Origin of the sequence: Aeromonas sp. 95A, assembly GCF_051919235.1 — a bacterium.
Taxonomy (GTDB): Bacteria; Pseudomonadota; Gammaproteobacteria; order Enterobacterales; family Aeromonadaceae; genus Aeromonas; species Aeromonas veronii.
The window spans coordinates 2,901,850-2,923,077 of record NZ_JBQBFC010000001.1; the positions used below are offsets into that span (position 1 = coordinate 2,901,850).

Annotated in this window: 17 protein-coding genes and 2 pseudogenes; 6 read left to right on the top strand and 13 right to left on the bottom strand. The window is 59.1% G+C overall.

Translation table 11 applies throughout. The features are described 5' to 3' along the window. Positions 1-13: 13 nt before the first annotated feature. The 5 genes and pseudogenes from ACTG2U_RS13140 to mioC form a co-directional block, all read right to left on the bottom strand. Positions 14-922: a ParB/RepB/Spo0J family partition protein gene (locus tag ACTG2U_RS13140; protein WP_201948175.1), complete on the bottom strand. Its 909-nt coding sequence runs from the start codon at positions 920-922 to the stop codon at positions 14-16. Further along, positions 919-1,722 (bottom strand): ParA family protein, encoded by an 804-nt coding sequence (locus ACTG2U_RS13145; protein ID WP_005357226.1) that lies wholly within the window; start codon positions 1,720-1,722, stop codon positions 919-921. Before ACTG2U_RS13145 ends, ACTG2U_RS13140 begins: the two co-directional genes overlap by 4 nt. Before the next feature lie 26 nt (positions 1,723-1,748). Continuing rightward, positions 1,749-2,374: pseudogene (rsmG, locus tag ACTG2U_RS13150) on the bottom strand (16S rRNA (guanine(527)-N(7))-methyltransferase RsmG). Between the two features lie 21 nt (positions 2,375-2,395). Beyond that, on the bottom strand, positions 2,396-4,285 hold the full coding sequence (gene mnmG / locus ACTG2U_RS13155; RefSeq protein ID WP_429151258.1) for a tRNA uridine-5-carboxymethylaminomethyl(34) synthesis enzyme MnmG: 1,890 nt from the start codon (positions 4,283-4,285) through the stop codon (positions 2,396-2,398). A gap of 508 nt (positions 4,286-4,793) precedes the next feature. Then, on the bottom strand, positions 4,794-5,243 hold the full coding sequence (gene mioC / locus ACTG2U_RS13160) for an FMN-binding protein MioC (RefSeq protein ID WP_033138545.1): 450 nt from the start codon (positions 5,241-5,243) through the stop codon (positions 4,794-4,796). Between the two features lie 396 nt (positions 5,244-5,639). Here mioC and ACTG2U_RS13165 point away from each other — a divergent pair, with 396 nt between their 5' ends. The 5 genes and pseudogenes from ACTG2U_RS13165 to fhuB all read left to right on the top strand — a co-directional run bounded on the left by ACTG2U_RS13165 (position 5,640) and on the right by fhuB (position 13,178). Beyond that, a complete protein-coding gene (locus tag ACTG2U_RS13165) occupies positions 5,640-7,736 on the top strand; it encodes a TonB-dependent siderophore receptor (protein ID WP_439974580.1) in 2,097 nt (698 codons plus the stop codon). A gap of 79 nt (positions 7,737-7,815) precedes the next feature. Continuing rightward, a pseudogene (locus tag ACTG2U_RS13170) lies at positions 7,816-9,461 on the top strand (multidrug ABC transporter permease/ATP-binding protein). A gap of 46 nt (positions 9,462-9,507) precedes the next feature. Then, positions 9,508-10,272, top strand: a complete 765-nt coding sequence (locus tag ACTG2U_RS13175) for an ATP-binding cassette domain-containing protein (RefSeq protein ID WP_439974581.1) — start codon at positions 9,508-9,510, stop codon at positions 10,270-10,272. A 33-nt stretch (positions 10,273-10,305) separates the two neighbouring features. Then, complete coding sequence (locus ACTG2U_RS13180) at positions 10,306-11,199, top strand: ABC transporter substrate-binding protein (protein ID WP_335812817.1); 894 nt, start codon at positions 10,306-10,308, stop codon at positions 11,197-11,199. Continuing rightward, on the top strand, positions 11,196-13,178 hold the full coding sequence (gene fhuB / locus ACTG2U_RS13185) for a Fe(3+)-hydroxamate ABC transporter permease FhuB (RefSeq protein ID WP_439974583.1): 1,983 nt from the start codon (positions 11,196-11,198) through the stop codon (positions 13,176-13,178). The genes ACTG2U_RS13180 and fhuB overlap by 4 nt, the downstream gene beginning before the upstream one ends. 73 nt (positions 13,179-13,251) lie before the next feature. Here the strand turns inward: fhuB and mnmE are convergent, their stop codons facing one another. From mnmE to ACTG2U_RS13225, 8 genes are all read right to left on the bottom strand, one after another. After that, entirely contained in the window at positions 13,252-14,613 is a 1,362-nt protein-coding gene (mnmE, locus tag ACTG2U_RS13190; protein ID WP_335812797.1) for a tRNA uridine-5-carboxymethylaminomethyl(34) synthesis GTPase MnmE, read from the bottom strand. A gap of 99 nt (positions 14,614-14,712) precedes the next feature. Next, positions 14,713-16,359: a membrane protein insertase YidC gene (yidC, locus tag ACTG2U_RS13195; RefSeq protein ID WP_005342319.1), complete on the bottom strand. Its 1,647-nt coding sequence runs from the start codon at positions 16,357-16,359 to the stop codon at positions 14,713-14,715. Positions 16,360-16,364: 5 nt separating this feature from the next. Then, positions 16,365-16,613, bottom strand: a complete 249-nt coding sequence (gene yidD / locus ACTG2U_RS13200; protein WP_075116235.1) for a membrane protein insertion efficiency factor YidD — start codon at positions 16,611-16,613, stop codon at positions 16,365-16,367. Then, positions 16,580-16,939, bottom strand: coding sequence for a ribonuclease P protein component (gene rnpA, locus ACTG2U_RS13205; protein WP_005342318.1), 360 nt, complete (start codon positions 16,937-16,939; stop codon positions 16,580-16,582). Before rnpA ends, yidD begins: the two co-directional genes overlap by 34 nt. Then, positions 16,939-17,073: a 50S ribosomal protein L34 gene (gene rpmH / locus ACTG2U_RS13210; RefSeq protein ID WP_005307156.1), complete on the bottom strand. Its 135-nt coding sequence runs from the start codon at positions 17,071-17,073 to the stop codon at positions 16,939-16,941. Before rpmH ends, rnpA begins: the two co-directional genes overlap by 1 nt. Positions 17,074-17,343: 270 nt before the next feature. Then, a complete protein-coding gene (locus ACTG2U_RS13215; protein WP_058059797.1) occupies positions 17,344-18,078 on the bottom strand; it encodes an amino acid ABC transporter ATP-binding protein in 735 nt (244 codons plus the stop codon). A 12-nt stretch (positions 18,079-18,090) separates the two neighbouring features. Next, on the bottom strand, positions 18,091-18,759 hold the full coding sequence (locus ACTG2U_RS13220; protein WP_019445518.1) for an amino acid ABC transporter permease: 669 nt from the start codon (positions 18,757-18,759) through the stop codon (positions 18,091-18,093). Beyond that, entirely contained in the window at positions 18,760-19,518 is a 759-nt protein-coding gene (locus ACTG2U_RS13225; RefSeq protein WP_005339308.1) for an amino acid ABC transporter substrate-binding protein, read from the bottom strand. It abuts the gene before it with no gap. A gap of 311 nt (positions 19,519-19,829) precedes the next feature. Here ACTG2U_RS13225 and dnaA point away from each other — a divergent pair, with 311 nt between their 5' ends. After that, the gene (gene dnaA, locus ACTG2U_RS13230; RefSeq protein WP_005339307.1) at positions 19,830-21,200 is read left to right on the top strand and encodes a chromosomal replication initiator protein DnaA; all 1,371 of its coding nucleotides are present in this window, start codon (positions 19,830-19,832) and stop codon (positions 21,198-21,200) included. Positions 21,201-21,228: the final 28 nt, after the last annotated feature.

A 21,228-nucleotide genomic window follows, 5' to 3' on the forward strand; every position in this document is an offset into this window, starting at 1 on the left:
AAAAGCGTAAAAATCACGATTCCGACACGCCAAAATAGCCCAATATACGGTCCAAATCGGACAAATTCTCGTAACTTATTACTAACTTCCCGCTATCCCGCTTGCCAGGCTGAAGTTGCACCTGATTGCCAATTTTTTCTGCCAGTTGGCGCTCCAGGTAGCCGATCTGCGGATCACGGGCCGGTTCGACCCTGGCTTTTGCCGGTTCGAGCGCTTTTTGCACCAGCTTCTCGGTATCGCGTACGGTCAGCCCTTTCTGGGCAACCAGCCTGGCCAGTTCAGACTGGGCCTGGCCGCTCAGGGCCAGCAGGGCACGGGCATGGCCCATGTCGAGGTCGCCATGCTCGACGAAACGCTTCACGTCGTCGTTGAGCTGGTTGAGACGCAACAGGTTGGTCACCGTGGTGCGGGACTTGCCCACCGCCTCGGCCACCTGCTGGTGGGTGAGTTCAAATTCGGTCAGCAGTCTTTGTAGAGCGACCGCCTCTTCGATGGCATTGAGGTCTTCCCGCTGAATATTCTCTATCAGCGCGATGGCGACGGCAGCCTCGTCGGGTACATCCTTGACGATGCAGGGCACCACCTCGAGCCGTGCCAGCTGGGACGCGCGCCAGCGCCGCTCACCAGCGATGATTTCGAAGGACTGTTCGCCGAGAGGGCGTACCACGATGGGCTGGATCACCCCCTGGGCGCGGATGGAGTTGGCAAGCTCTTCCAGTGCATCCTGGGACATGTCTTTGCGGGGCTGGTACTTGCCGGACTGCAACCACTCCACCGGCAGCTTGCGCAGCTCGCCCTGATTGGTGGGGGCCATGGCCTCTTCAGTACGTTGATCGCTCATCACCTGTTTCTGGCGGGCAGCCGTGCTGGTACTGAGCAGGGCATCCAGCCCCTTGCCCAGTCCACGTTTTTTCGGAGTCATATGCTCTCTCGGTCTGCGATGGTCGCCTGACGTTCCTGCTCCTGGCGGCGCAGGATCTCGCCAGCCAGTGCCAGGTAGGCCTTGGCGCCCACCGATGATTTGTCATAGTGCATGGCCGGTGCACCGAAACTCGGGGCTTCAGCCAGTCTAACGTTGCGGGGAATGATGGTGCGGTAGACCTTGTCGCCAAAGTGCTGTTTTAGCTGATCGGACACATCATTGGCCAGCCGGTTGCGGTGATCAAACATGGTGCGCAGCACCCCTTCGATCTTGAGCTCCGGATTGACCACGGCGGCCAGCTTGCTGATGGTGTCGACCAGGGCGGTGAGCCCCTCCAGCGCGTAATATTCGCACTGCATGGGCACCAGCACGGAGTCGGCGGCGGCCATGGCGTTCACGGTCAGCATGTTGAGAGAGGGCGGGCAGTCGATGAAGACGTAGTCGTATTTGTCCCGCACCGAGGCCAGCGCATTGCGCAGGCGGATTTCGCGGGCGAAAAATTCCATCAGACGGATTTCGGCCGCGGTCACGTCGGCATTGGCGGCGATCAGGTGATAACCCCCGGTAGTTTCGGGGATGATCACTTCGCTGATGGGGGCATCCTCGATCAGCAACTCATAGGCGGTGCGCTCGACGTCATACTTGTCGACACCGCTGCCCATGGTGGCATTGCCCTGCGGATCCAGATCGATCACCAGCACCTTGCGCCGGGTGGCAGCCATGGAGGCGGCCAGATTCACACAGGTGGTGGTTTTACCCACTCCACCCTTCTGGTTGGCTATGGCGATGACTTTTCCCACACGATCCCCTAAATGAAACTGCGACCCTATTCGGGCTGGATATGTTTGAATTCCAGCAGATGACGTTCGCCTTCCAGCTCCGGCACCCGCAACTCATGACAGGCTACCAGACGGATATTGGCAGGCAACTGGGCCAGCTCCTGCTCGGGATATTGTCCCTTGAGCGCCAGGAAGCAGCCCTGTTCTGACGGCAGGTGGTGACACCAGCTCAGCATGTCCTCCAGCGAGGCAAATGCCCGACTCAGTACACCATCAAATCCCACCTCGGGTTGATACTCTTCAACCCGGGATTTGACCGGCGTCACATTGGTCAGACCCAGCTCCTGGATCACCTGGCGGATGAAGTTGATCCGCTTGCCCAGACTGTCGAGCAGGACGAACTGCTTGTCCGGATTGATGATCGCCAGCGGCAATCCCGGCAGGCCGGGACCTGTCCCACGTCGATGAAGCGCTCACCGTGCAAGTGGGGGCTTACCACCAGGCTATCGAGGATATGCTTGACCAGCATGGCGTCCGGATCTCGCACCGAGGTGAGATTGTAAGCCTTGTTCCACTTGTGCAGCAACTCGACCAACTGCACCAGTTGGCTCTTTTGGGTATCGGTGATAACAATTCCGGCCTGCATGAGCAGGCCGTTCAATCTTTCCAGCATATTTTCCAACGGTAAGAATCCTCAGGCGGTTTTACGCAGCAGGCCGTGTTTTTTCAGGTGAACCAGCAGGATGGAGATGGCCGCCGGGGTGATGCCGGAGATGCGGGAAGCCTGACCAATGGTCTGCGGCTTGGCATCGTTCAGCTTGGCTTTCACCTCGTTGGAGAGGCCGTTCACCTCGCGATAGTCCAGATCCAGCGGCAGCAAGGTGTTCTCGTTTCGCAGCTGCTTTTCCACTTCATCGTGCTGACGCTCGATGTAACCGGCGTACTTGATCTGGATCTCAACCTGTTCGGCCGCGGCAGGATCAGTCACGGAAGGGCCAACCCCTTCGATGGCCATCAGCGCATCATAGGTCACCTCGGGGCGACGCAGCAGCTCTTCCAGACTCTGTTCGCGGGTCAGCGGGGTATTGACCAGGGCGTTGACTGCCTCCAGTGACGGATGTTGCGGGTGGATCCAGGTTGAACGCATGCGCTGACGCTCCAGCTCGACCTGTTCCATCTTGGCGTTGAATTTGCTCCAGCGCTCGTCATCCACCAGACCCAGCTCGCGACCGATGGCTGTCAGGCGGATATCGGCGTTGTCTTCCCGCAGCAGCAGGCGATATTCGGCGCGGCTGGTGAACATTCGGTAAGGCTCGCGGGTCCCCAGGGTGGAGAGATCATCCATCATCACGCCCATGTAGGCCTGATCCCGACGCGGGTTCCAGGGATCCTTGTCCTGGGCACGCAGGGCCGCGTTCAGGCCGGCCATCAGGCCTTGTGCCGCTGCCTCTTCGTAACCGGTCGTGCCGTTGATCTGGCCAGCGAAGAACAGGTTTGGAATGCACTTGCTCTCCATGTTGGACTTGAGATCCCGCGGATCGAAGAAATCATATTCGATGGCATAGCCGGGGCGGGTGATGTGGGCATTCTCGAAACCACGCACGGAGCGGACGATCTGCACCTGCACGTCAAACGGCAGGCTGGTGGAGATCCCGTTCGGATAGAGTTCGTGGGTGGTCAGGCCTTCCGGCTCGACGAAGATCTGGTGCGCCGTCTTGTCGGCGAAACGGGTGATCTTGTCTTCGATCGACGGGCAGTAGCGTGGGCCGATCCCCTCGATCACCCCGGCGTACATGGGGCTGCGATCTAGGTTATTGCGGATCACCTCGTGGGTACGCTCGTTGGTGTGGGTGACGTAGCAGGGCACCTGATGGGGATGCTGGCTGGCATCGCCGATAAACGAGAAGACCGGACGCGGATCGTCGCCGTGCTGCTCCTGCATTACGGAGAAATCGACGCTGCGGGCATCGATGCGCGGCGGGGTGCCAGTCTTGAGACGATCGATGCGCAACGGCAGTTCACGCAGGCGCTGGGCCAGGGCGATCGAGGGAGGATCCCCGGCACGGCCGCCCTTGTAGTTCTCCATCCCAATGTGGATCAAACCGTTCAGGAAGGTACCGACCGTCAGCACCACAGTCTTGCCGCTGATGCGGATCCCGCTCTGGGTGACCACACCGGCAACACGATCCCCGTCCATGATCAGATCGTCACAGGCTTGCTGGAAGATCTTCAGGTTCGGGTAGTTCTCCAGCATCTGGCGAACGACGGCCTTGTAGAGCAGGCGATCCGCCTGGGCACGAGTGGCTCGCACTGCCGGGCCCTTGGAGGAGTTGAGGGTGCGGAACTGGATCCCGCCAAGATCAATGGCACGCGCCATGATCCCGCCGAGTGCGTCAACTTCCCTGACCAGGTGTCCCTTGCCGATCCCGCCGATCGCCGGATTACAGGACATGTGTCCCAGCGTATCGATATTGTGGGTCAGCAACAGGGTGTTCATGCCCATACGGGCTGCCGCTGTTGCTGCTTCGGTTCCGGCATGACCGCCACCGACGACGATCACATCAAATTGTTCATGGTATTGCATTGGGATCACCTTGATCTGCACGCCTGAAGATCTTTATTTGCCTGGGCTAAAGGGCGGAACATTCTATCTGTTTCGCGTCCTGAGGGGAACGTCTACTTAACGTTCAGTATGAAGGGAGGATCCACTAATTAGATCTTAAGGATCTTTAGATCGATCTTTTACTGGATCTCTTATTAGGATCCGCCCTTTCTGTTGATAAGCACTTTTTGATCATAAAGATCATTAATTTAAGGACGATCCTAGCTTGTGGAAAAGCTTGGATCCAGGCCCGGTGAACGAGGGGATAACCAGGACTTTTATACACAGAGGTCTGTCGGTCTGGATCTAATACATGGATAACTATAGGTTTTGCAGAGCTTTACACCATAGTTATGCACATTACCCCTGGGCGTTGTGGGTAACCTTGTAGAACAACTCCCCCGGATCAATCTGTTAATAACATGGTGGATAGTCGATCTGGGGATAAGTGGGGAGATCAAGCTTTTTTTCAGGATCTCCCGTACGCTGATCAGGCGATCATCGTCATCCAGTCGCGGATCCACACTTCTGCGGCATCTTCGGGGATCTCGTGTTGGGTCACATCAATGTCGAGCCGCTCGCCAATCCGGCTGGCTCCGCACTCGGCCAGCAGCCGATCCAGCGTCTTGCCACCCTGGCAAAAGGTGTCATAACTGCTGTCACCAAGGGCGATCACGCCATATTTCAATGAATTAAGATCCGGATGCTGCTCGGCAAGATCCTTGGCGAAGGGTTGCAGGTTGTCAGGCACATCCCCGGCACCATGGGTGGAAGTGACCACCAGCAGGATGGATCCCGCATCATCCAGCACCTCTGCCAGCTTGGCCGGGTTGTGGATCCGGGTCTGGTGGCCAGCCTGTTCCAGCAGGTTGGCGACGTGGTCTGCGACATATTCGGCGGCGCCCAGCATGGAACCGACGACGAGATTGAGTTTGGCCATGGAATGGATCCTGATTTCAGACAAAGAAACGGAAAGCCGGATTCTACCGCCAAAGGGTGTGGATAAATATGGATAAAGCTTGGGGATAATGGATCCAGTCAGATAATGCCACCGGATCCATCCCGTCGATATTTTTTCTGCTTCTTTATATTCCTCTCCATTTTCTTCTCCGCTCATAGCTCTCCTGATGGCTCCCATCTCCCGCGAAATCCTGCCAATGATGCAGCTAGATAACAATGTAGATGCAAATGATTAGCAATTATTGAATCGATTCGATCACGGCTCCTGTAGTAGGATTGCGCTGCTTTATTCGCCCATGGAACAGGGTGATGTCGTGACAAACGACCACAAATAACAATTAAAACAACATAACTCATTGATAAACGAGACTTTAATATGATTGCGCAAAAATACACAACAGGACCCGGCAAGAAGGGCGCCTTCGGCGTGCTTTCGCTCTCCGGTTTGCTCGTCTCCCTGCCGCTGATGGCCGAACAAACCACCGCTGAACTGCCCAAAGCCAGCGAAACCATGGTAGTGACCGGTACGGCCATGAAGGTGGAAGTGCCGATGGCCGAGACCCCTCGCGCCGTTTCCGTAGTTAATCGCGAGGAACTGGATCAGCACGCCGTGTTGCAGCTGGATGAAGCGATTCGCTACCGTTCCGGCGTATTGACCGGTCTCTATGGTTCCGACAACAACACCGACTGGTTCAAGGTGCGTGGCTTCGATGCCGCCTCTTATCTGGATGGCAACCGGTTGTTTGGCACCGGCTACTACGTCTGGACGCCGGAACCGTTCGGTCTGGAGAGTGTGGAAGTGCTGAAGGGGCCTGCCTCGATCCTTTACGGTGAGGCGCCTCCGGGCGGGGTGATCAATGCCATCAGCAAGCGACCGACCACCACGCCGCAAGGGCAGGTGGATCTGCAGCTTGGCAGCCGGGATCATCGTCAGGTCGGGGTGGATGTCTCTGACGCGCTCTCCGACAACAGCCGTTACCGCATGGTTGCTCTTTATAAAGAGCGTGATGGTGTGCTTACCGGTACTTACAACGATCGGGTTTATCTGGCGCCGAGCGTCACCTTCGATCTTTCGGATCGTACCAGCCTGACCCTGCTGGCCAGCTTCCTGCACGACGAAGGGGTCCCGACCAACGGCTTTTTCCCGGTCTATGGCACCCTGAATACGTCAGGTGGCCAGATTGATCCCTCCACCAACCTGAGCCAGCCGGATTACGATCGCAACCGCAATACCCAGATCTCCACCGGTTATGAGCTGGCCCACCAGCTCAACCAGACCTGGGAGTTCAAGCAGAACGTCCGCTTCAACTACAACGATCTGCTGCTGCGCCAGACCTATATCTTCCCGACCTATGAAGGCACAACCGCCAGTCGTGGTCTGGTTTACCGCGATGGCAATACCAAGAGTGCCACCATGGATAACCAGATGGTGGGTTACTGGAACACCGACAGCACGGAGCAGACCTTGCTGCTGGGGGTGGATCTGCAGCGTCACGTCAATGAAGGGGTCGAGGCCGACAACTACGGTATGGGCTCCATCAATACCATGAACCCGGATTACAGCGGCTTCCCCGGTTTTGACGAATCGACCGCCACTCACCAGAAGAGCAGCAAGGGCCAGAGCGGCCTCTATGCCCAGCACCAGATCCGCTGGGACGATCGCTGGTTGCTGACTGCCGGTGGCCGTTTCGACTATGTGGAGACCCACAATACCAATACCAGCAAGGACGAGCGCCAGTACGATCACGAGCTCTCCCTCTCGGGCAGCCTGATGTATCTGGCTGACAACGGCCTCTCTCCCTACTTTGCCTATGCCGAGTCGTTCGAGGTGCTGCCGGGGATAGATCCCAACACCAAGAGTTCCTACAAGCCGCTCAAGGGCAAGCTCTACGAGACCGGCGTGAAGTATGCGCCTGCCTTCCTCGACGGTTACATCAATCTGGCGCTGTTCGATCTGGCCCAGACCAACTCGCTGGTCTCTACCGGTTCCGGCCAGCAGACCCAGGCGGGTGAAGTGACCTCTCAGGGGATTGAGCTGGAAGGGAGCGTGCAGGTGACCGATGCGCTGCGTCTGACCGCTGCTTATACCTACACCGATGCCAAAACCAACGACACCGGCAGTGGCGATCGCCGTGCCAGCCTGATCCCTCGTCACCAGGCCTCCTTCTGGGGCAACTACAAGGTGCAGCAAGGGGTGGCTTCGGGTCTGGAGCTGGGTACCGGTGTACGTTATATCGGTTCCAGCGTGGGTATTGGCGCCGTGAATGCGGATTTCACCCCCATCTACGGCTCTGCCGAGGTGCCGGCCCATACCGTCTGGGATGCGATGATCGGGTATGACTTTGCCAAGAACTGGCGTGCCCAGCTCAACGTCAACAACCTGCTGGGTGAAACCTACGTGGCCAGTTGTGACTATTACTGCTACTACGGCGAGCCGCGCAGCGTAGTGGGCAGCATCAACTACCGCTGGTAATCGAAGTCGGGCGGGAACCGGATTCCCGCCCTTCTTTTCACCCGCAGTTGTTCTGACCTCTCTGGAATACCGGTCCGTTATGGAACTCTTGTCTCTGGTTTATCGCCAATATCGTTGGCCTTTTATCGCCATTACCCTGCTCAGTCTGCTCAGTGCCGTCAGCGGGATTGGCGTTATTGCTTTTATTAATCAGTATCTTATCGAATCTATAGGTGATCCGCTGCCGATCCTCGGTCAGCTGGTCGGCCTGATTGTGCTGCTGCTGGTGATCACACTCGGATCTCAGCTGGCCCTGACCACTCTCGGTCACCATTTTGTCTACCGGTTGCGTGGCCGTCTGCTCAAGCAACTGTTGGATAGCGATGTCGCCCGCATCCGCCAGATTGGTCAGGGGCCGCTGCTGGCCTCCCTCTCCAGCGATATCGGCCAGATCACCATTGCCTTCGTGCGCCTGCCGGAGCTGGTGCAGGGGCTGGTGCTCACGCTGGGTTCTGCCCTCTATCTCGGCTGGCTCTCTCCGGCCCTGCTCGGGGTGACCGCCCTCTGGGTCACCGTCACCATGGTGGTGGGCTGGTTGCTGGTGAACCGTGTTTATCGCCATCTCTCCCACATGCGTCAGGCCGAAGATCGGCTCTATCAGAACTATCAGGCCATCATCGCGGGCAGCAAGGAGCTGGCGCTCAACCGCGAGCGGGCTCACTTCGTTTACCACCAGCTCTATGAGCAGAATGCCCGTGACTACCGCCAGCAGATCATCCGCGCTGACACCTATCACCTGAGCGCGGTGAACTGGTCGAATATCATGATGCTGGGGGCCATCGGTCTGGTCTTCTTTCTGGCCAACGGCCTTGGCTGGGCCAACACCAATGTGGCCGCCACCTTCGCCCTGACCCTGCTGTTCCTGCGCACCCCGCTGTTGCAGGGATGGGCGCCCTGCCGACCCTGCTTGCCGCTCAGGTGGCGTTCGACAAGATCGCCGCCCTCAATCTGGCCGAGCCGGATGCTGACTTCCCGCTGCAGCCCGCCATCCGCCCCTGGCAGCGTATCGAGCTGGAGCAGGTGAGCTTTCACTATCAGGGGGAGGGCGGCTTTGCCGTTGGTCCCATCGATCTGGTCATCGAAAAGGGGGAGCAGATCTTCATCATCGGTGGCAATGGATCCGGCAAGTCGACCCTGGCCATGCTGCTGACCGGCCTTTACCAGCCGGTATCGGGCCGGATCCTGCTGGATGGTGAGCCGATCACCGATCGCAACGGCTATCTGGCGCTCTTCTCCGCCATCTTCACCGACTATCACCTGTTCCAGCACCTGCTGGGGCCGGAACCCAAAGATGAGCTGGTAGCCGAGTGGCTGGAGCGGTTGCAGATGGGCAGCAAGCTCACCATCGAGGATGGCTTTATCGCCGATATCGATCTCTCCCAAGGGCAGCGCAAGCGGGTCGCCCTGCTGCTGGCGCTGGCCGAGCAGCGCGAGGTGATGCTGTTTGACGAGTGGGCTGCGGATCAGGATCCCCAGTTCCGCCGCATCTTCTATCAGGTGCTGTTGCCGCGCCTCAAGGAGATGGGCAAGACGGTGATTGCCATCAGTCACGACGATCACTACTTCCCGCTGGCCGATCGCCTGCTGGAGATGCGGCAGGGCCAGCTCACTGAGCTGACCGGGGCGCGCCGCGCCGAAGTGAGCCGCGATGCGATCGCCCATCTGGATTGCGAGGTGCCGGCTTGATGCCGGCACCGATGAGACTGGCGGCAAGCCAGCACAGGAATTGCTTATGTTCGAGATGAAATCAGCCAGCTTCACGGTCAATGACCGAACGCTGCTGCACCCCACCGACCTGCGTTTCGAGCAGGGACAGGTCTATGGCCTCATCGGCCACAATGGGTCGGGCAAATCGACCCTGCTCAAGCTGCTGGCACGCCAGCAACCCCTCAGCGACGGCGAGATCCTGTTCGATGGCAAGCCGCTGCCCGACTGGGGCAATCGGGAGTTTGCCCGTCAGGTGGCCTATCTGCCCCAGCATCTGCCGAGCGCCGAGAATCTGCTCGGGCGGGAGCTGGTGGATATGGGCCGCTACCCCTGGCGCGGCCTGCTGGGCCGGATGGGGGCGGAGGATCACCGTCAGGTCGATCGGGCCATCGCCCTTACCCATACCGAACGCTTTGCCGATCGGCTGGTGGATACCCTCTCCGGCGGCGAGCGGGGGCGGGTCTGGCTGGCGATGCTGCTGGCCCAAGAGAGCCGCTTCATCCTGCTGGACGAGCCGCTGGCCGCGCTGGATGTGGCCCATCAGGTGGAGGTGCTGACGCTCATCAAGCAGTTGAGCCGTCAGCTAAACCTCGGGGTCATAATCGTCATTCACGACATCAATATGGCCTCCCGCTTCTGTGATCGGCTGGTGGCGCTCCACTCCGGCCGCCTGCTTACCCACGGCGAACCTGAGGGGCTCATGACCAGCGAGACCCTGCACGCCATCTATGGCATCCCGATGGAGGTCATTCGCCACCCGGCCCATGCCCATCCCATCGCCATCGTCTGACCGGGGGCTCTCTTGAACCGTTTATTTAAGAAAATGGCACCCTGCCTTATCAGCCTGCTGCTGCCACTCCCGTTGCAGGCTGCACAATCATCCGCAACAAACGAGGCCACCAGCCCGGTACCCCGTATCGCCACCGTCGACTGGACCATAGCCGAAACCCTGCTGGCACTCGGGGTGACTCCGCTGGCGGTGGGGGATGTTGGCCCCTATCAGGCATGGGTTGGCGAGCCACGGCTACCCGCCGGAGTGGTGGATATCGGCCTGCGCACCCAGCCCAACCGCGAGCTGCTGGCGGAGCTCAAACCCGATCGCATCCTCATCTCGCCGCTGGCGGCCCCGCTGGCACCAACTCTTTCCCGCATCGCGCCGGTGAGTACCATCGCCCTCTATGATGGGCAAACCGATCTGTGGCAGAGACTGCACGAGGTGACCCTGACCCTCGCCCGTATAGTGGGCAAAACCGCCGAGGGCGAACGGCTGCTGGCCGGGCTGGATCGGGATCTCGCCAGCATGCAGGCCAGATTGCCTGCGGATTTGCCGCCCCTGCTGGTGGTGCAGTTTATCGATGAGCGCCATGTGCGGGTGTTTGGTCGCCACAGCCTGTTCGATGCGGTGATGACGCGGCTTGGGCTGCGTAATGGCTGGCAAGAGCAGACCAATGACTGGGGTTTCTCGGTGGTCAGCATCGAGCAGTTCATGACCTTGCCAACCGCGCGGCTGGTGGTAGTCGATCCCATCCCGGTAGGGGTGAGCGAACGGCTGCAGGAGCCTGGGCTGTGGCAGCATCTGCCGCTGGTACGGCAGGCGCCCGTGCTGCATCTACCTGCGGTCTGGAGTTTTGGTGGCGTATTGGCCGCCCGCCGTTTCGCCGGTCTGCTCAGCGATGCATTGTTGCAAGATGCCGAGCGTATGGAGGCGAGCCGATGAAGCGACTGCTCACATCGCCGCTGCTGCGGCCGGTCTCGATCCTGCTGGGGTTGACCCTCTCGCTCGCGTATTGGGAGCTGGCTCGCCAGCTGCCCGCTGCGCTCTGGTGGCAGAGCCTCTTCGCCCCCAATCTTAATGACGTCAGCCAAGCGGTGGTGCATTTCAGCTGGTTGCCCCGCTTGGCGGTCACCCTGCTGGCCGGGGCGGCGCTCGGGCTGGCGGGCACCCTGATGCAGCAGGTGCTGCGCAACCCGCTCGCGTCACCGACCACCTTGGGGGTGGCCTCCGGTGCCCAACTGGCGTTGATGATGGTGACCCTGTTTGCCCCCTCCTGGTTGCTGTTGGGGCGGGAGTGGATCGCCATGGCCGGTGGCAGCCTCGCGATGGCACTGGTGTTTGCTCTGGCCTGGCGTCGCCAGCTCAATCCGGTGGTCATCGTCTTTGCCGGGCTGGTGATCAACCTCTATCTGGCGGCCATCAGCATGGGGCTCTTGCTGTTCTTTCAGGAGGAGCTGAAAGGCTTGCTGGTGTGGGGCAGTGGCTCGCTAGTGCAGAACAGCTGGAGCGGGGTGAGTTATCTGTTGCCCCGCCTGCTGGCAGCCGCTTTGCTGGCCGCAGTACTGGTGCGCCCGCTGGCGGTGCTGGAGCTGGATGATGCCAGCGCCCGCAGTCTGGGGGTCTCTCTGCAGCATCTGCGTTTTGCCGGACTGGGGCTGGCGGTGTTTGTCACCGCTTGCGTGGTGAGCGTGGTTGGGCTGATCGGCTTTATCGGGTTGGCAGCGCCCGCCATGGTGCGGCTGCTCGGGATCCGCCAGCTTGGCCAGCGGCTGCTGTGGTCTCCAATCCTCGGCGCCCTGCTGCTGGCGGCGACCGATCTGCTGCTGCAGAGCCTGAGTCGCTTCTGGCCGGTCTTGATCCCCACCGGTGCCATGACCGCCCTGCTGGGCGCGCCGCTGCTGCTTTGGCTGATCCCGCGCCTTGGCATCAAGTCGGGTGCGCCTAAGGCAAACGTCGGCCTGCTGGTGGCTCGCCATCCGGCACCGGCTCGCCTTATTGGCCTGTTGCTGGTCGGGCTAATGCTGGCCGTGGTCGCCTCCCTGCTGGTTGGACAGGGAATGACGGGCTGGAGTTGGCCGAGCTGGCTCCGCTGGCAGGCCCAACTGGAGTGGCGGTTGCCGCGCACTCTGGCGGCTGGGGCGGCTGGCGTGCTGCTGGCGCTGGCGGGCACCTTGTTGCAGCGGGTCAGCAACAACCCGATGGCGAGTCCGGAGCTGCTGGGGGTGAGCGGCAGCACCTTTATGGGTGTGATAGCTACAGCCTTACTGCTGCCAGCTTTGCCCCTGCCGCTGATGCTGGCCGGTGGCTTGCTCGGTGCCTTCGGCTGCCTGTTGCTGCTGGTGGTGGTCAATCGCAAGCACGGCTTCCAGCCGGAGCGGATCCTGCTCTCAGGTATTGCCATCACGGCGTTGTTTGAGCCGCTGCAGGCCATTGCGTTGGCCAACGGTGACCTGCGGGTGCAGCAACTGCTCTCATGGATGTCCGGTTCTACCTATTACGTCACCCTGCCGGTGGCCTATGGGCTGGTGGGGCTGGCGCTGTTGATGCTGGCCGCCTGCCTGTTGGTGAGCCGTTGGCTCGATCTGCTGCCAATGGGGGCGGCGGTAGCCACCGCACTCGGCATTCGCCTCAACCGTGCCCAGCTTGCCATCCTGCTGCTGGTGGCCGTGCTCACCGCCAGCGCCACCCTGGTGGTGGGGCCGCTCTCCTTCGTTGGTCTGCTGGCACCACATATGGCCAAGCTGATGGGGTTGGTGCGGGCACGCTGGCACCTGCTTGGGGCCGCCGCTTCCGGCGCCCTGTTGATGGTATCGGCGGACTGGGTCGGCCAGCAGATCCTCTTCCCGCAGGAGGTGCCGGTCGGGCTGGTATCCACCTTGTTAGGAGGCGCTTACTTCATGTGGTGCCTGCGTCGCCTCTAGGTTTGCGGACAAAAAACGCACAATAAAAAGCCCGGGATGAACCCGGGCTTTTTATTGCCTGCTGTGCGGAGAGTTACTTGCCGATGCAGAAGCTGGAGAAGATACGGCCCAGCAGATCGTCGGAGCTGAATTCACCGGTGATCTCAGAGAGGGACTCCTGTGCGAGGCGCAACTCTTCGGCCACCAGCTCGCCTGCCACGAACACTTCCAGCTGCTCTTTGGCCACCAGCAGCCGCTCGGCGGCACGCTCCAGCGCATCCAGATGGCGGCGGCGGGCCATAAAGCCCCCTTCGGTGTTGCCCTGGAAGCCCATGCAGGCTTTCAGGTGCTCGCGCAGGGCAGGCAGCCCCAGCTCGGTCTTGGCGGAGATACGGTAGACGGCGTGGCCCAGCTCCTGGCTCGGTGCCAGATCCTCGCCGGTCAGGTCGGCCTTGTTGCGAATGACGGTGAGGCCGATGTTTTTTGGCAACCGATCAACAAATTCCGGCCAGATCTCTCGCGGGTTAACCGCATCCGTGGTGGTGCCATCCACCATAAACAGCACCCGATCGGCCTGTTCGATCTCGGCCCAGGCGCGCTCGATACCGATCTGCTCCACCTTGTCCTGAGTGTCGCGCAGACCGGCGGTGTCGATGATGTGCAGCGGCATGCCATCGAGATGGATATGTTCGCGCAGCACGTCGCGGGTGGTACCGGCAATCTCGGTGACGATGGCCGACTCGCGGCCCGCCAGGGCATTTAGCAGGCTCGATTTGCCGGCGTTGGGACGACCGGCGATCACCACCTTCATCCCTTCCCGTAGCAGGGCGCCCTGTTTGGCTTCCCCGCGCACGTCGTCCAGCTCGGACATGATGGCGTAGAGGTCGCCCGCCACCTTGCCGTCGGAGAGGAAGTCGATCTCCTCGTCCGGGAAGTCGATGGCCGCTTCCACATAGATGCGCAGCCGGATCAGGCTCTCCACCAGTTGCTGGATTTTGCTGGAGAACTGCCCCTGCAGGGAGTGCATGGCGCTGCGGGCGGCCTGTTCGCTGGAGGCTTCAATAAGGTCAGCGATAGCTTCGGCCTGGGCCAGATCCAGCTTGTCGTTGATGAAGGCGCGCTCGCTGAACTCGCCAGGGCGGGCAGGACGAATGCCGTCGATTTTCAGAATGCGGCGGATCAGCATGTCCATGATGACGGGGCCGCCGTGGCCCTGCAGCTCCAGCACATCCTCGCCGGTGAAGCTGTTGGGGGCTTTGAACAGCAGGGCGATGCCCTGATCCAGTACCTGGCCTTGCTCATCCTTGAACGGCAGATATTCGGCGTAGCGCACCCGCGGGAGCTTGCCGAGCACTATCCCGGCGACCTGTTCGGCGGCGGGGCCGGAGACCCGGACTATGCCGACGCCACCACGGCCTGGCGCGGTGGCCTGGGCCACGATCGTATCTGTTGTCATCTTGCTTGGCTCGTTTGTTCGCTGATAGGAAAACGTAGTGGGAGACATTGTAATAAAAAAGGCGGCCCGAAGGCCGCCTCTTTTGTCATCACGGGAAGATTAGCTGCGTGAATGCAGTCCTTTCTTCTCCAGCTGACGATAGATGATGGTCTGCTGGATGATGGAGATGACGTTGCTCACCAGCCAGTAGAGAGTCAGGCCAGCCGGGAACCAGAGGAACATGAAAGTGAAGATGATCGGCATGAACTGCATCACTTTCTGCTGCATCGGGTCGGTTACGGTGGTCGGGCTCATCTTCTGCAGATACCACATGGAGGCACCCATGAGGATTGGCAGCACGAAGAAGGGGTCCTTCACTGACAGGTCAGTGATCCACAGGGCAAACGGCGCGTGACGCAGTTCAACGGACTCCATCAGTGCCCAGTAAAGGGCGATGAAGATCGGCATCTGAACCAGGATCGGCAGGCAGCCACCCAGCGGGTTGACCTTCTCCTTCTTGTACAGCTCCATCATGCCCTGAGACATCTTCTGGCGGTCATCGCCGAAGCGCTCGCGCAGGGCCGCAATCTTGGGTTGCAGCATGCGCATCTTGGCCATGGAGGTGTACTGGGCCTTGGTCAGCGGGAACATGATGCCGCGTACCAGCAGGGTCAGCATGATGATGGCCAGACCCCAGTTCTGGACGAAACCGTGGAACACGGTCAGCAGCCAGTGCAGCGGTTGGGCGATGAACCACAGCCAGCCGTAGTCGACGGTCAGGTCGAGGTGGTTAGCCACCTTGGCCATCTGGTCTTGCAGCTTGGGACCGACCCACAGCTTGCTGGTTACTTCAGCCTGTTGGCCGGCAGCCACGTCAACCAGCGGCGCCTTGTAACCGATGATGGCCTGGCCTTTACCAGGGATCACACGGCTGTAGAAGCTGTTGGTATCGTCGGCATTCGGTGCCCAGGCAGAGACGAAGTAGTGTTGCAGCATGGCGACCCAACCACCCTTGGTGGTCTTGTTCAGGTCGGCATCCTTCATCTCGTCGAAGGTGTACTTCTTGTAGCGGGTATCTTCAGTGGAGAAGGCACCACCACGGTAAGCGCTGGCTACCATGGCATGACCTTCCTGATCCTTCGGCGTTGCTACGGTCTGCTTCAGCTGACCATAGAACTGCACCTGAACCGGCTCGGCAGATTTGTTGTCGATCTTGTAATCAACGCCAACGGCATAGTCGCCACGCTTGAGGATGAACTCCTTGGTGAAGACCACGCCCTTGCTGTCGGTCCAGGTCATCGGAACAACGACTTGATCCTGACCATCGGCCAGCTGATAGCTGGTCTGGGCGGCTTCATAGGTAGGACGACCTTCGGCCTGACTGTCCGGACCATTGCGACCCACCAGACCGCTCTGGGCGATATAGAGGTGCTCAGGCTTGCTGGTCAGCAGCACGAACGGTTGGTCCTTGCCCTCTTCCAGTTTGTGAGACAGCAGTTCGGCAGACACGATGTCGCCACCCTGGGTATCCAGGGTCAGCTTGAGCACGTCAGAGGAGACGGTGATCAGCTTGCGTGCGGCAGTCGCATTGGCTTGCTCGGAAACCTGAGGAATATCACCGGTCTGACCGGCTTCAGGTACGAAATGTTCGGTTTGGGCCACGGTAGTCGGGGCCGGCTTCGGAGCCTTGTCGGACTCCCACTGTTGCCAGAGCAGAAAGCTCACGAACAGCAAACCGATCAGGAGTAGATTGCGTTGTGATTCCATAGTTTTCAGTTTCTTCGCTTTGGTTGCGGAACCGGGTCATAACCACCCTCGGATAAGGGATGGCATTTTAATAGACGTTTGCTGGCTAACCAAACGCCTTTTATGAAACCGTGAAGTCGGATGGCTTCTATCGCAAATTGGGAACAAGTTGGGGTAAAACGGCAGCGCGGCCCGAGCAGAGGGCTAATGATTAGCTGATACAGGCGTATCAGTTTGATAGCTACCCATTGCAACGGCGTGACAGGGTGCGCCATAGCTTTTCCAGTAACTTGAACAGTTCCTCGTTATCCATCTCTTTCACACCGGCCTTGGCGATCACCACGATGTCGATAGCGGGCAGCTGATGTTGTTTGAGGCGGAAACTTTCCCGAACCACCCGTTTGACACGATTACGCCAAACGGCACGCTTGAGTGCTTTTTTGGGCACAGCGAGACCAAGACGAGGGTGTTCGAGCGAATTGGGAGAAGCGAGAAGGGTAATCTGCGGAGAGGCGGCCCGGACAGGCTCGGCGAAAACGCGTTTGAAGTGTTCGGGAGTTAACAGACGTAACTCCCGAGAGAAGGTGTGCTGGGTAGGCATTAGACTACCAGGCGGGCACGACCCTTGGCACGACGAGCGGCCAGAACTTTACGACCGTTGGCAGTTGCCATGCGGGCGCGGAAACCGTGAGAGCGCTTGCGCTTCAGGTTGGACGGTTGAAAAGTACGTTTCATGATTCGATTCCGTATTTCTGTACAGTTTTGATTGTCACACTTAGCCGACGCGCCAGCTATAGCGTGTGACGACTAGCAAAAGAGGCCGAATTCTAAACAGAGTTCGGCTTTTAGTCAATCCGCCGTTCCCTCTCATCCTGCCGTGGTCTTGAAAAGGCCGCTGCCGAGCGTGAGGATCCAGAGGATCAAGGGCTCCGGATTATACTGGCAACCCGGGGTTAAACAAGGGATCCCTCAATAAAAAAGGCGGCCAGGCCGCCAAAGAGAGAGCTATTTAAGGACTTTCCGCAAGAACTCCCGGGTACGGGGATCCTTGGGATCGACCAATATCTGATCCGGCGGGCCCTGCTCGACGATCCGCCCCCCTTCCATGAAGATCACCCGATCGGCAACATCACGAGCAAATTCAATCTCATGGGTCACCACCACCATGGTCTGGTGCTGGCGGGCCAACTCTTTCATCAGTCCCAAAACCTCGTCGACCCACTCGGGATCGAGGGCCGAGGTGGGCTCGTCAAACAGGATCACCTTGGAGTGGGCCGCCATGGCGCGGCCAATGCCGACCCGCTGCTGCTGGCCGCCGGAAAGGGAGGCCGGATAGGCATCCTGCTTGTCGGCAAGACCAATGTCCTTGAGGATGCCGAGCGCTGTGGCGCGGGCCTCCGCTTTTGGCTGCTTCCAGACGGTGATCAGCCCTTCGGCGATGTTGTCGAGCGCTGTTTTGTTGGCAAAAAGGGCGTAGTTCTGGAACACGAAGGAGGCCCGCTTGCGCAGCTCGATCGCCTGCTGTTCACTGGCATTTGCCAGATTGAGCTCGAGATCGTCGATGGCAAGGGTGCCCGCATCCGGGGTCTCCAGCAGGTTCAGGCAGCGCAACAGGGTTGACTTGCCGGTGCCGGAGGGGCCGATGATGACGACAATTTCCCCCTTTTTGACCTCCAGATCGATACCGTTGAGAACCTGATTGCCGTGATATGCCTTGGAGAGGCCGGTTAGCTTGATCATGAGCGCCCTCCTTTAATAGGCACGGTTGAGACGGACTTCCAGCAGATGCTGCAAGCGGGTAAAGAAGATCACCACCACCCAGTAGATCAGCGCCACCGCCATAAAGCTCTCGAAGAACTTGAAGGAGGAGGAGGCTTCCATTTGCGCCTTGCCCATGATCTCGGCCACTCCCAGCGTGAAGGCCAGCGAGGTGCTCTTGATCATGTCGATGAAGTAGTTCATCAGCGACGGGGTGGCGATACGGGCCGCCTGCGGCAGGATGATCCGCTGCATCGCCTGATAACGGCTCATGCCGATACTGAGCGCCGCTTCCATCTGGCTTTTGTGAATGCCGAGGATGGCTGCGCGGATCGACTCGGCCATGTAGGCGGCGAAGTGCAGGGTCAGACCGACGATGGCGGCGGTAAAGGCATCCATTCCCACGAAGATCGGGAACAGTTGCGGCAGTCCGTAGTAGAGCAGGAACAGCTGAACGAGTAGCGGTGTACCCCGAAAGAACGAGATATAGAGCATCGCCAGCCAGTGAATCGCAGGGACGCGAAACACCCGTACTATCGCCAGGGCCAGCGAGAGTACGAGTGCCAGCACGAATCCCCACAGGGCCATCTCCATCGTGGTGCCCAGGTATTTGAGCAGGATGGGAAACAGCCCCAGCGTGTATTCGAGGTCAAATTCCATCATTTATTTGTCGGTGATGTCGGAAGCGAACCATTTCTCGGAGATCTGACGCAGGGAGCCATCCTTGCGCATTGCGGTCAGGGCCTCGTCGACCTTCTTCAGCAGCGCCTGTTTCTCCGGGGTCTTCAGGAAGGGCAGGGCGTTCTCGATAGTCTCGAACGGTGCGCCAGCCTGTTGCAGCGGCAGCTTGGACTCTTTGATCAGCTGGGCGGTGGAGACGCGGTCCATCACGAAGGCATCGATGCGACCCAGGGCGACATCCTGCTCGAAGGCGGAGTCATAGGTGCGGATGTCGATCTTCTTGTTCGGGTCGTTCTTGCGCAGCAGCTCTTCGAAGTTGGAACCCAGGTTCACGGCCACCTTCTTGCCTTCCAGATCCTTGATACCGTGAATGGTACTGTTGCCCTTGCGTACCACAATCTGGGCGCCGTCATAGACGTAAGGCTGGGAGAAGTCGTACTTCGCCTTGCGCTCGTCGGTGATGGTGATCTGGTTGGAGATGGTGTCGATGCGGCCGGTTTCTAGCATGCCGAACAGGCCGGAGAAGCTGGCGGTCACGAATTCGACCTTGTAGCCGGTGCGCTCGCCGATCTGGTTCCACATATCTACTTCAAAGCCCTGCAGCTTGTCCTGCTTGACGAAGGTGAACGGGAAATATTTGCCGGACATGCCGACCTTGATGGTCTCCTGGGCGATGGCCTGACCGGACAGGGTGGCGAGCAGGATGGCTGCGCCGGAAATCAGTTTGATGGATGTTTTCATGGTGTTTCTCTCTCTCAATGTCTTGTATTTGTAGTTGTAATAACTGGTTTGGCCCTGATGTTATTGGAATAAAATTTAAAAAATAAATGACATTTGGTTATATGAAATAACAGGAGAGAAGCACGGGATCGACCAATCCGGACGGTGGATCAAGCTGTGGGTAACTTTGGGGATGAAATCCGATCCAAAGGCGCTGGATCCTTGAAAGTCAAGGATCTTATTTGCTGGATCCACCGGGCGATGGCTGGAGATCCGGCGGCTAAAAACGTAGAATAGCCGGTCTTTAGTTAATCAATCGACAGGAGTTTAGAGTGACTGCTTCGCTATGGCAGCAGTGCCTTAACCGGCTGCAAGATGAGTTGCCCTCGGCAGAATTCAGCATGTGGATCCGGCCGCTTCAAGCGGAGTTGAGTGACAATACTCTGACCCTGTATGCACCGAATCGCTTTGTTCTGGACTGGGTACGAGACAAGTATCTCATCCGGGTTAACGGCATCATCAACGAACTCTGCGGGGTCGACGGCCCCGCCCTGCGTTTTGATATAGGCAATCGTCCCCATCCTGTTGCTGTCGCCAGAGCGCCGGTACAGGGTGCCGCGCCTGTGAATAACTTGCAGAAGAGCTGGGAAAGCAAGGCTGAAGCCAAGCCCGAGCCGAACCACAAGAGCAACACCAACGTGAACTATACCTTCGAGAATTTCGTCGAGGGTAAGTCCAACCAGTTGGCGCGTGCGGCTGCCCGTCAGGTAGCAGACAATCCGGGTGGTGCTTACAACCCGCTGTTCCTCTATGGCGGCACCGGCCTGGGTAAAACCCACCTGTTGCACGCCGTTGGCAATGCTATCAAGGAGAGTAAAAAAGATGCCAAAGTCATCTATATGCACTCCGAGCGGTTTGTTCAGGACATGGTGAAAGCGCTGCAAAACAACGCCATTGAAGAGTTCAAGCGTTACTACCGCAGCGTCGATGCCCTGCTCATCGATGACATCCAGTTCTTCGCCAACAAGGAGCGCTCCCAGGAGGAGTTCTTCCATACCTTCAATGCCTTGCTGGAAGGTAACCAGCAGATCATCCTCACCTCGGATCGCTATCCGAAGGAGATCAACGGTGTCGAGGATCGCCTCAAGTCCCGCTTCGGCTGGGGCCTGACCGTGGCGATCGAACCGCCGGAGCTGGAGACCCGCGTCGCGATCCTGATGCGCAAGGCAGACGAGAACCAGATCCATCTGCCGGACGAAGTGGCCTTCTTCATCGCCAAACGTCTGCGATCCAACGTCCGTGAACTGGAAGGTGCCCTCAACCGGGTGATCGCCAACGCCAACTTCACCGGCCGTGCCATCAATATTGATTTCGTGCGCGAAGCGCTGCGCGACCTGTTGGCACTGCAGGAGAAGCTGGTCACCATCGACAATATCCAGAAGACGGTGGCGGAGTACTACAAGATCAAGCTGGCGGATCTGCTCTCCAAGCGTCGTTCCCGCTCCGTTGCCCGTCCGCGCCAGCTGGCGATGGCACTGGCCAAGGAGCTGACCAACCACAGTTTGCCGGAGATAGGTGATGCCTTTGGTGGCCGTGACCACACTACCGTTCTTCATGCCTGCCGCAAGATCGAGCAGCTGAAGGAGGAGAGTCACGACATCAAGGAGGACTATTCCAACCTGATCCGTACCCTTTCTTCCTGATAACGGAATCGAGTGGACAGATGCAGCG